Origin of the sequence: Lonsdalea quercina subsp. quercina (assembly GCF_000688655.1) — a bacterium.
Lineage (GTDB): Bacteria > Pseudomonadota > Gammaproteobacteria > Enterobacterales > Enterobacteriaceae > Lonsdalea > Lonsdalea quercina.
In genome coordinates, this window is the sequence record NZ_JIBO01000008.1 from 271,635 (window position 1) to 282,816 (window position 11,182).

Annotated in this window: 9 protein-coding genes; 6 read left to right on the forward strand and 3 right to left on the reverse strand. The window is 56.2% G+C overall.

Features of this window, described 5'->3' with window-relative positions:
• Nucleotides 1–2 precede the first annotated feature (2 nt).
• Nucleotides 3–2,726: a two-component system sensor histidine kinase KdpD gene (gene kdpD / locus RZ35_RS10125; RefSeq protein WP_026743200.1), complete on the forward strand. Its 2,724-nt coding sequence runs from the start codon at nt 3–5 to the stop codon at nt 2,724–2,726.
• 17 nt (nt 2,727–2,743) lie between these two features.
• A complete protein-coding gene (kdpE, locus tag RZ35_RS10130) occupies nt 2,744–3,424 on the forward strand; it encodes a two-component system response regulator KdpE (RefSeq protein ID WP_026743201.1) in 681 nt (226 codons plus the stop codon).
• 388 nt (nt 3,425–3,812) lie between these two features.
• Here kdpE and pgm read toward each other — a convergent pair whose 3' ends face one another.
• Together pgm and seqA are read right to left on the reverse strand one after the other, a co-directional pair.
• Nucleotides 3,813–5,456 carry a phosphoglucomutase (alpha-D-glucose-1,6-bisphosphate-dependent) gene (gene pgm, locus RZ35_RS10135; RefSeq protein WP_026743202.1) on the reverse strand — a complete coding sequence of 548 codons (1,644 nt, stop codon included), beginning with the start codon at nt 5,454–5,456 and terminating at the stop codon, nt 3,813–3,815.
• A 24-nt stretch (nt 5,457–5,480) separates the two neighbouring features.
• Nucleotides 5,481–6,017 carry a replication initiation negative regulator SeqA gene (gene seqA, locus RZ35_RS10140; RefSeq protein WP_026743203.1) on the reverse strand — a complete coding sequence of 179 codons (537 nt, stop codon included), beginning with the start codon at nt 6,015–6,017 and terminating at the stop codon, nt 5,481–5,483.
• A 219-nt stretch (nt 6,018–6,236) separates the two neighbouring features.
• Here seqA and ybfF point away from each other — a divergent pair, with 219 nt between their 5' ends.
• On the forward strand, nt 6,237–7,004 hold the full coding sequence (gene ybfF, locus RZ35_RS10145) for an esterase (RefSeq protein ID WP_026743204.1): 768 nt from the start codon (nt 6,237–6,239) through the stop codon (nt 7,002–7,004).
• 179 nt (nt 7,005–7,183) lie between these two features.
• Nucleotides 7,184–7,465, forward strand: a complete 282-nt coding sequence (ybfE, locus tag RZ35_RS10150; protein WP_026743205.1) for a LexA regulated protein — start codon at nt 7,184–7,186, stop codon at nt 7,463–7,465.
• 177 nt (nt 7,466–7,642) lie between these two features.
• On the opposite strand, the gene RZ35_RS10155 is transcribed toward ybfE, so the two are convergent.
• Nucleotides 7,643–9,316, reverse strand: a complete 1,674-nt coding sequence (locus RZ35_RS10155) for a methyl-accepting chemotaxis protein (protein ID WP_026743206.1) — start codon at nt 9,314–9,316, stop codon at nt 7,643–7,645.
• A 388-nt stretch (nt 9,317–9,704) separates the two neighbouring features.
• On the opposite strand from RZ35_RS10155, the gene fldA reads away from it, so the two are divergent.
• Both fldA and fur read left to right on the forward strand, forming a co-directional pair.
• Entirely contained in the window at nt 9,705–10,217 is a 513-nt protein-coding gene (gene fldA / locus RZ35_RS10160; RefSeq protein WP_026743207.1) for a flavodoxin FldA, read from the forward strand.
• A 344-nt stretch (nt 10,218–10,561) separates the two neighbouring features.
• A complete protein-coding gene (fur, locus tag RZ35_RS10165) occupies nt 10,562–11,008 on the forward strand; it encodes a ferric iron uptake transcriptional regulator (RefSeq protein WP_026743208.1) in 447 nt (148 codons plus the stop codon).
• Nucleotides 11,009–11,182: the final 174 nt, after the last annotated feature.

Sequence of the window (11,182 nt, forward strand, 5' to 3'; positions counted from 1 at the left end):
TCATGACCCATGAGGAACCGCGTCGTCCCGACCCGGATACGTTGCTGTCCCAGCTTGGAGAATCCCCGCGGGGAAAACTGAAGATTTTTTTTGGCGCCAGCGCGGGCGTCGGTAAAACCTACGCGATGCTGCAAGAAGCTCGCCGTCTCAAGGAGCAGGGGCTGGATGTGCTGGTCGGCGTGGTGGAAACCCACGGGCGCGTGGAGACCCTCGCGCAGTTAGACGGGTTGCCGCAACTGCCGGGGAAAAAGATCGGGGCAGCGGGCAGAGATTATGAGGAGTTCGACCTGGACGCCGCGCTGGCGCGAGCGCCTGCGCTGATCCTCGTAGATGAACTGGCCCACAGTAATCTGCATGGAAGTCGTCATCCTAAACGCTGGCAGGATGTGCAGGAGCTATTGGAAGCCGGGATCGATGTCTTCACAACGGTCAACGTGCAACATCTGGAAAGCCTCAACGATGTGGTGGGCGGGATCACCGGTATACGTGTACGCGAAACCCTCCCCGATCCGTTCTTTGACGATGCGGACGAAGTCGTGCTGGTGGATTTGCCGCCGGACGACCTGCGCCAACGCCTGCATGAAGGCAAGGTTTATCTTCCGCAGCAGGCGGAGCGCGCCATCGAACATTTCTTCCGCAAGGGCAATCTCGTTGCGCTGCGTGAGCTGGCCCTGCGTCGGCTGGCTGACCGGGTGGACGACCAGGTGCGGGCGATGCGCGACCTTCAGGGCGGCGAGCGCGTATGGCATACCCGCGACGCGATTCTGCTTTGCATCGGTCAGGACGCGGGCAATGAAAAACTGGTGCGGACTGCCGCCCGGCTGGCGGCGCGGTTGGGCGGCGTCTGGCACGCAGTGTACGTGGAAACGCCCCGGTTACACCGACTGCCTGAATCCCGACGCCGGGCCATCCTGCGCGCGTTGAAGCTGGCGCAGGATTTGGGCGCAGAAACGGCCACCTTGTCCGATCCCTCCGTGGAAAACGCCATCCTCCGTTACGCACGCGAACATAATCTCAGCAAAATCGTGATTGGTCGTCACACGGATCGCCGATGGAATCGCTGGCGTCGGGCGCGATTCGCCGAGAAGCTGGGGCTATTAGGACCCGATCTCGATCTGGTGGTGGTTGCCGTTCAGGATGAGCCCGCCACCCCGCCAGACAAACCGGAAGATAACCGGAGTCCCACCGAAAAATGGCGGCGTCAGCTGTATGGCTGCGCGCTGGCGATCGCCCTGTGCGCCGCAATCACGCTGCTGGCGCTGTGGTCTCCATTTTCCATGCTCGAACCGGTGAATCTGGTGATGATTTACCTGCTTGGCGTGGCGATCGTCGCGCTGTTCTTCGGACGTTGGCCCTCGGTTTTTGCCGCGCTGATCAACGTCGTCGCCTTCGATCTCTGCTTCGTCGCGCCGCGCGGCAAACTGGCCGTGGCCGATGCACAGTATCTGGTCACGTTTATCGTGATGCTCAGCGTCGGCATTCTGGTGGGCAGCTTGACCGCGGGCGTGCGCTACCAGGCACGCGTCGCCCGCTTCCGTGAACAGCGCATGCGCCATCTGTACGAGATGTCCAACGCGCTTAACCGCAGCCTGACCGTGGAAGATATCGCCGCCGCCAGTCGTCACTATCTTGGCTCGACGTTTCAGGCTCGCGCCGCGATCTGGCTGGCGGATACGCCGTCCTCACCGACGACCGAGCTGAAGCCCGTCTCGGCGCAGACGCCGGAATCGCTTATCGTCGACCCGGCTATCGCACGCTGGAGCTTCGACCATCATGCGCCGGCGGGCTACGGAACCCGTACCCTGCCCGGCGTTCCTTACCAGATTCAGCCGCTGTCGACGCCGCAGCTGACGTTCGGCGTCATCGCGCTTGAGCCGCTGCATGCGCGCCAATTGATGATCCCCGAACAGCAGCGCATGCTGGAGACCTGCACCGTCTTGATCGCCAATGCGCTGGAACGGCTGCATCTCATCCAAAGCGCCGAGAAGGCGCGTCTGGATACCGAACGAGAGCAGTTACGCAACTCGCTGCTGTCCGCGCTGTCCCACGATTTGCGCACGCCGCTGACGGTGCTGTCCGGACAGGCGGAGATTCTGACACGGAATCTGAGCGCGCAGGCATCGCCTTATGCTCCGCAAGCCGGCCAGATCGGACGGCAGATCCAGAACACCATACGGCTGGTCAATAATCTGCTGGATATGGCTCGTCTCCAGTCGGACAGTTTCCATCCCCGCAAAGCCTGGCAGTCGCTTCAGGAGCTGGCGGACAGCGCAGTGCGGCATCTGGAAAATGGCGAAGACGCGCCAGACGTGACGCTGGCGCTGGCGCTGCCGCAAGATCTGATGCTGGTCTACTGCGATGCCATCCTGATAGAACGGGTGCTGATTAACCTTCTGGAGAATGCCGTCAAGTATGCGGGAGACCAAGCCGCTATTACGCTCTCCGCACTGCCGCTCGTCGCAGCAACCGACGAGCGCTACGTTGAAGTGCGCGTGCAGGACAACGGCCCCGGCATCGCCCCCGGTAAAGAGCTGATGATTTTTGATAAATTCGCCCGAGGACATCAGGAATCCGCCATTCCTGGTGTAGGGTTGGGACTGGCTATCTGTCAGGCCATCGTCGCCATTCACGGCGGAAAAATCTGGGCGACGAATGCCGAAGGCGGCGGCGCCGTGTTTCACTTCACATTGCCGCTGATAACCCCGCCGGATCTGGAACCTGAATAAGAGGAGTCACCACGCAGGTGCTTACCAACATATTGCTCGTAGAAGATGAAAAAGAGATACGGCGCTTCGTGCGGCAAGCGCTCGAAGGGGAAGGTTGTCATGTCTTTGAGGCCGACACGCTACAGCGCGGCCTGATCGAGGCCGCCACCCGCAAGCCGTCGCTGATTATCCTCGATCTGGGCCTGCCGGACGGCAACGGCATCGATTATATTCACGACCTGCGCCAGTGGAGCAGCATCCCGATTATCGTCCTGTCCGCCCGCAGCGATGAACAGGATAAAATCGCGGCGCTGGACGCTGGCGCCGACGATTTTCTGACAAAACCTTTTGGCATTGGCGAGCTGCTGGCGCGGCTGCGTGTCGCACAGCGTCGGTTTACGCTGTCGCGGCAGGAAAGCCCGCAGGTGACCTTCGGAGACATCAGTGTCGATCTGCTCGATCGTCAGGTGACTCGCAACGGCGAACTGCTACATCTGACGCCCACCGAGTTCCGCTTACTGTCCCTGCTGGTCGCTAATCCCGGCAAAGTCTTGACGCAGCGCCAATTGCTGAATGACGTGTGGGGGCCTAATGCGGTAGAGAACAGCCACTACCTGCGCATCTATATGGGACACCTGCGCCAAAAATTGGAGCTGGACCCCGCCCGCCCGCGGCACCTGGTGACGGAGACCGCCGTCGGTTATCGTTTCATCCCCTGAAGATAGCCTTTCGCATGAGGCTGAAGCGGCATTTCCGCTTATTCTTGAGCGGGAAAAGAGTTATAAGTAGCGGGTTGGCTATCCGCAATATGCGCTGTGATGATCCCAGTGGTCACGCTGATGGTTACACTTGGATAATGGCAATCGTCCCCCATTTTCGATGACATTGTCCAATTCGTCACTGCCGGATTTATCCTCGGCATGAGGAACGGCGACGCTCGAATCTCCCCAGCAACACGGCAGGCGGACAGAATGATACGGGCGCAACATTCGCATAATCGTTAAGACCGCGACTGACCAAAACAACGCTTTTCGTCGCTAACATTCCGGCTAATAACAAAAAAGGCACCGTCATCGGTGCCTTTTAAATTTCGCGTGGTAACGGACGTTATTTCGCGTTGTCCAGCACTTCGCTGACAATCTCTACCGCTTCTTTTTCAATTTTCCGCAGATGGTCATCCCCGAGGAAACTTTCACAGTAAATTTTGTAGGCTTCTTCCGTGCCGGAAGGACGCGCGGNAAACCAGCCGTTGTCCGTCATCACCTTCAGCCCGCCGATGGACGCGCCATTGCCCGGCGCGGTGGTCAGACGCGCGGTGATCGGATCGCCCGCCAGCGTACTGGCGGAGACCTGTTCCGGCGACAGCTTGGACAACGCGGCTTTTTGCGCGTGCGTGGCCGGAGCCTGGATACGGTTATAGCTAGGCGCGCCGAAGCGTTTCGCCAATTCATCGTAGTGCTGCTGCGGGTTCTTACCGGTCACGGCCGTGATCTCCGCCGCCAGCAGACACATGATGATGCCGTCTTTGTCGGTTGACCACGGCTGAGTATCAAAGCGCAGGAAAGACGCGCCCGCGCTTTCCTCGCCGCCGAAGCCCAGACTGCCGTCGAACAGCCCATCGACAAACCATTTAAAGCCGACCGGCACTTCCACCAGCTTGCGGCCCAGATCGTTGACGACCCGGTCGATCATCGCGCTGGAGACCAATGTTTTGCCGACCGCGACGCTGTCGTTCCACTGCGGACGATGCTGGAACAGGTAGTTGATCGCGACGGCGAGATAGTGGTTCGGATTCATCAGCCCGGCGGGGGTCACGATGCCGTGGCGGTCGTAGTCCGGATCGTTGGCGAAGGCCAGATCGAACTTGTCGCGCAGCGCCAGCAGTCCCGCCATGGCGAATTCGGATGAACAGTCCATACGGATGACGCCATCGTGATCCAGCGTCATAAAGCGGAACGTCTGGTCAACTTCGTCGTTAACCATCGTCAGATCCAGCTGGTAGTGTTCGGCGATCCGCTGCCAGTAGGCGATACCGGAACCCCCCAGAGGATCGACGCCCAGCTTCAGCCCGGCGCGCTGAATGGCCGCCATATCGACGACCTCGCCCAGCCCTTCCACATAGGCCTGCACCAGATCCTGCTCGTGAAGATGACCGCCCTGTTTGGCCGCGTCCACGGTCTGACGCTGAACGTCGCGCAGCGATTCGGCCAGCAACGCGTTGGCGCGCTTTTCAATCACGCTGGTCAGGTTGGTGTCTGCGGGTCCGCCATTGGGGGGATTGTACTTGATGCCACCGTCTTCCGGCGGGTTGTGCGACGGTGTGATGACAATGCCATCCGCCAGTGCACCGCCGTTGCGGTTATGCGTCAAAATCGCGTTGGAGACCGCCGGTGTCGGGGTGAAGCCGTTATCCTGCTGGATAATCACATCCACGCCATTCGCCGTCAGCACTTCCAGAACGGAAATAAACGCGGGTTCAGACAACGCATGCGTGTCTTTCCCCACGTAACAAGGACCGCTAATCCCCTGGCGACTGCGCTCTTCGGCGATGGCCTGGGCAATAGCCAGAATATGCGCTTCATTGAAACTGTGACGCGCGGCGCTGCCGCGATGACCGGAGGTGCCGAATTTAACGGCATGGGCCGGGTTAGCGGGGTCCGGTTGCAACACGTAATACTGCGACGTCAACTGCGCGACGTTAATCAAGTCGCTCTGCCGGGNCGGTTGTCCAGCTCTCGGGTGATTAGCCATTGCCTTGTTTTCCTGACGCGTGATTTAGAGGGTACCGCAGACTTTCTCGATTAGCTCCGGCGGGAACTGCATCGACTGCATGATGTGTTCAATCATGCTCCGTTTACGACCCGTATTGGTGTTAGTGATAACCCAGTATGGCGTGCCCTGGATATGTTTGGGTTTAGTGTGCGTGCCATTTTGCAGCAGCGTGTGCTCGTCACCGGCAAAGTAGACGCGGGTTCGGCCGTGGAGCGACTCGGTCGCTGCGCCGAATTCCGCAGGTGACAGGTCATACAATACGGACAATATCAACATGAAGCGGTTGATCGCTTTATTCTTCTCAGCGTATTCGTCTGATAACAGCAGCTCGCGGAGCGCTCTCACCCGGTCACGCGGGCTACGTTGGATCGTCGCCGCCGGCTTTTCCGCCGCCGCAACTGTGGAGGAGGCTGTCTGTACAACCTGTCCGGCGCTGAATTTCAGCATACGCCGTAAAATGTCGGATGCGCTTTCGCCAATATGCTGGGTATGGCTGGCGATATAACGATAAAGCTCTTCGTCGACCTCAATAGTTTTCATCTTTATCCAGTACGGTTTTATTTCTTCAATCATCAGGGAGTATAAAGTTACCTTTCTCCCGCGAACAGCAGCAAACGCGGGTATCCGCATAAAGTCAGATTAGGCTGAGTGATGCCTTTGCGCATGGAGGGNCGCCTGAGGCGATCGTTCATGGCACCGCGAGATCGCAGGATAAACTCATGATACCCTAAGCAAACGTCTCCCTGAATGAACTTCACTATGAAATTGAATTATCGCTGGCAAAACGCGCAACTGCCTCAGCAGCAGCTTCCGGTTATTCTCATTCACGGCCTGTTCGGTAACCTTGATAATCTTGGCGTATTGGCCCGCGATCTGCAAAATCAACACGATATTTTACAGATCGATCTGCGTAACCACGGGTTGTCTCCGCGCGATCCTTCCATGCAATATCAAGATATGGCGCAAGATGTCGTGGATCTACTGGACGAACTGTCGCTGGATCGTGTCATTGTGATCGGCCACTCCATGGGCGGAAAAGTCGCCATGGNGCTGAGCGCGCTGATCCCGGATCGCATTGAGCGCATCGTCGCGATTGATATCGCGCCGGTGCATTATCACAGCCGACGACACGACGACATCTTTGCCGCACTAAGAGCCGTCAGCGCCGCCGGGATCACACAACGTACTGCCGCGGCGGAATTGATGCGCGAAAGCATCGCCGATGAAAGCGTGATTCAGTTCCTGCTGAAGTCATTTGCTCAAGGAGAGTGGCGATTCAACGTGCCGGTTTTATGGGATCAATACGATGTCATTTCAGGCTGGCAAGATGTACCCGTCTGGGCGCATCCCATTTTGTTTATTCGCGGTGAGAATTCGCCTTATCTGGATCGCCGCTATCGCGACGCGCTGCTGCGTCAGTTTCCCGGCGCGACGGCTTATGCCATCGCGGGTGCGGGGCATTGGGTGCATGCGGAAAAACCTGAGGCCGTGCTGCGGGCGATACACCGTTTTATGGCGCAGAGTTAGCCCAACCGTTCGCCGCGACGCCGTAAACCATTGTCGCGGCTGGTTCCGCTAGGGTATCATGTCGCCCGCTTTACGCNCTTAAGGGTCGGCTGTCTAGCCACTGGCATTGTTAATCACATCATCAAAATGTCGCGAATGAAATGCGCGTTTTGGTCCGAATCTTTGCAGTACCACTACCTATGGCAAAAGAACAAACGGATCGCACCACACCGGATCTGTTCGCTGATGAGCGGCGTCCAGGCCGTCCGAAAACCAATCCGCTTTCACGAGATGAACAGCTGAGAATTAATAAGCGAAATCAGCTGCGACGAGACAAGAATCGTGGGCTACGTCGAGTTGAGCTGAAAATTAACGCGGAAGCGGTCGATATTCTCAACGCGTTGGCGGAAGAGAAAAATATCAGCCGGAGTGAGCTGATTGAGCAAATGTTGCTGTCTCAGCTGGCCAGGACTAAACGTTGATTTCACTTAAGATGTCGTTCAGGACGCTCTGAATTCGAGGGGATCATAACGACGTTCGCTGGCTACCCCACTCTGCCTGCTATTCCTACTCCCCCCCATCCACCCTTATCATCGCGCTCCTGCGGCGACGATAAGGTGGACGAACATGTCAGACGGCGTCTGAAACCGTGCCGCTTTTTAGAATTTTTCCCAATTATCCGTCGACTTCCTGGAAGGCAGCGCTTTCAACGCAGGCGCGGCAGCGGCGGGTTTAACTTCACGGTTTCGGGCTACAGGCGCGTCTTTGGCCGACGATTCCGTCAGGCGGAAGACCGACACGGCCTGCGTCAGCAGAGCCGCCTGCTCTTCCAGCGAGCGCGCGGCGGCGGAAGCTTCTTCTACCAACGCGGCATTCTGCTGCGTCACGCCATCCATTTCCGCAATCGCCTGCCCTGCCTGAGCGATCCCTTTACTTTGTTCCTCGGACGCCGTGGCAATCTCCGCCATGATATCGGTAACGTTCGAGACGGAGCGGACAATTTCACTCATGGTCGTGCCCGCGTCCGCGACCTGGGACGATCCGGAATCGACGCTGCGCACCGAATCGGAAATTAAATGTTCGATCTCCTTAGCCGCCTGCGCGCTTCGCTGAGCCAGATTACGCACTTCTCCCGCGACGACGGCGAAGCCACGTCCCTGCTCTCCGGCACGGGCCGCTTCCACCGCGGCGTTTAGCGCCAGAATATTGGTCTGGAACGCAATCCCGTTGATAACCGTGGTGATTTCAGCGATCTTCTTGGAGCTGCTGGAGATTTCAGACATGGTTTTCACCACGTTATCGACCAGTTCGCCCCCCTTATGCGCCGTCGCCGACGCCTGCTGCGCCAGCTGACGTGCCTGCCCTGCATTTTCGGCGTTCTGTTTAACCGTCGAGGTTAACTCCTCCATACTGGCCGCGCTCTCCTCAAGCGCCGAGGCCTGAGACTCCGTTCGCGCCGAGAGGTCGTTATTGCCAGCGGCGATTTCCGAGACGCCCTGATATATCGATTCCGCGCTGGTACGGATAGTGCTGACCGTATTCGCCAAACTGCTCTGCATATCACGCAACAGAGGGAACAGTTTGCCCACGCAATTGTTGCCGAAGTCCGCAATCGGTTTTCCCAACCGCCCGGCGGCGATGATCTGAAAGTAGTCACGGAGTTCGTTCAGAGGACGCATCAAATATTTGACCAGATAACGGTCGGTGAACAGCAGCATCAATAGGCCCGCGATCAATCCCGCCACCAGGATGGTCTGGCCGATGAAGGTCAGCTGATTGAAGCGTTCGCCCGCCGCGCTAAACTTCTCCGCGCCCGCTTTGTTGAAGGCCGTTACTGAAATGCCGAACTGACGGCTCAATGCAGGGACGGTCGTTTTGGCATAACCCTGATACTCGTCCAGCGCGGAAGCAGCTGCGCGCTGGAACATCGGCTCTACACCATTCTGGACAAGATTCGCCCAGTCGTTAGCCACCGCATCGGCCAAAGAACCATCCATGCCGCCGTGGTCGATCTCTTTGAACGCCACCAAATCCTCTTTCATATTATTGAGCGCTTCCGCCGCAGACTGCTGCTCTTTGTCGGCGTTGACAATATCGCCCGACCGACGATAGTCCACCGATCTGGCCAGTCGAGTCACCATTCGGAAGTACTGATCGTTGCCCATATTGACCAGGTTCATATTTTTAACCAGCAGGGTGCTGGTGTGTGATGTTTGGGTCATTGCATGGAATGAATAGAAGGTGTAGGCCGAAACAGCGCCCCACAGCACGCAGAAGGTGCCCAATACCCATAGTAATGCCGTACGGATAGCAATATTTCTCAGCAATTGCATATCTAAACTCCCCGTTGAAGCAAAAATTAAGTGTGGTGTAGCTAGAATTGTGATGAAGCGTCTTCGTTAAGGCAAAGCACGGTCTTGAATGGGCGTTACTGACAAAGCGCTCTGTGTTCACCATCGTCAATATCGGGCAAAAATTTAGAGGGCAGACCTCGCAAAAGTGAGAAAAAAACCTGAAATAATATTTAGTTAACTGCTTTCAATAAGATAGTGAGTTAAAAAAGTTATAAAAATATTTAAGATATGAGAAATCAACGCAAAGGCGGAGAGNCCCTAAGCATCGGCAGATACAAGTTTCTCCCTCAGAAAGGGTCTGCTATCATTACCCGATCTGTGGTAGCTCTGGCGCCATTTCATTAGGAATCAAGAGGTTATATTATCCATGGCACTTATAGGTATTTTCTTCGGCAGCGATACTGGCAATACCGAAAACATTGCCAAGGCGATCCAACAGCAGCTGGGCACCGATGTCGCAGAAGTCCATGACATCGCCAAAAGCAGCAAAGAAGATCTTGAGCGTTTCGACATTCTGTTGCTGGGCATTCCAACCTGGTACTACGGGGAAGCACAGTGTGACTGGGACGACTTCTTCCCGACGCTGGAAGACATCGATTTCACCGGCAAGCGCGTAGCGCTCTTTGGCTGCGGCGATCAGGAAGATTATGCCGAGTATTTCTGTGATGCTATGGGCACCTTACGCGACATTATCGAACCGCGCGGCGCGGCCATCGTCGGTAACTGGTCAACCGAAGGCTACTACTTCGAAGCCTCCAAAGGTCTGGCGGATGACTCTCACTTCATTGGCCTGGCAATTGATGAAGATCGTCAGCCGGAGCTGACGGAGGAGCGCGTGAGCGCATGGGTGAAACAAATCAGCGCTGAGCTGAATTTGTAAGCTTTTTGGAACCGTAATCCCCGTTGCGGCCCGGCGCAAATTTGTGTCGGAGCCGTATCAATAGGTAAAATCTGTCGTAAAGATAGATACATTTTTTTAACTTTTCCGCGTTGCGCGGTACAATAACCCCTTCGGTTAGCTGGTTTCTCACCATTTTTCGCTTTTAAAACGGCGTTGCGCCGTCCCCTTTACCGATGGGTAAGCCTGATATGGTTACGGTTCTGCGGTTTTCATTTCGCCTATGCAGTTCTATAATTGAGACGAATAAACATGTTTGAGCCGACCGATAATATTAGGCTAGTTAGCCTCCCTTGATGAAAGTAGAGTAACAGGACTAAATCCGCATGACTGACAACAACACCGCATTAAAGAAGGCCGGCCTGAAAGTAACCCTTCCTCGTCTCAAAATCTTGGAAGTACTGCAGGATCCAACTTGCCATCACGTCAGTGCGGAAGATTTGTATAAGAAGCTGATTGATATGGGAGAAGAAATTGGTCTGGCCACCGTTTATCGCGTACTGAACCAGTTTGATGACGCCGGTATCGTTACCCGCCACAATTTCGAAGGCGGAAAATCAGTTTTTGAACTGACTCAGCAACAGCATCATGATCACCTGATTTGTCTGGACTGCGGGCGCGTCATTGAATTCAGCGATGAATCTATTGAAACTCGCCAGCGTGAGATTTCAGAGCGCCACGGGATCAAACTGACCAACCACAGCCTGTACCTTTACGGCCACTGCAGCTCCGGCAACTGCCGTGAAGACGAAAAACTGCACGAAGGGAATTAATCCCTGTTCTGATTAAAAAAACGGATTTGCAAAAAAAAAGAAAACCGTCGCGGCGGTTTTCTTTTTTTTATTCAGGCCTAGTGGAATTAACCGACCCAAGTGTCTCGCAAACCCGTCGTTCGGTTGAAGACCAGATGATCAGCGCTGGAGTACACGCGGTCCGCGCAGAAGTAC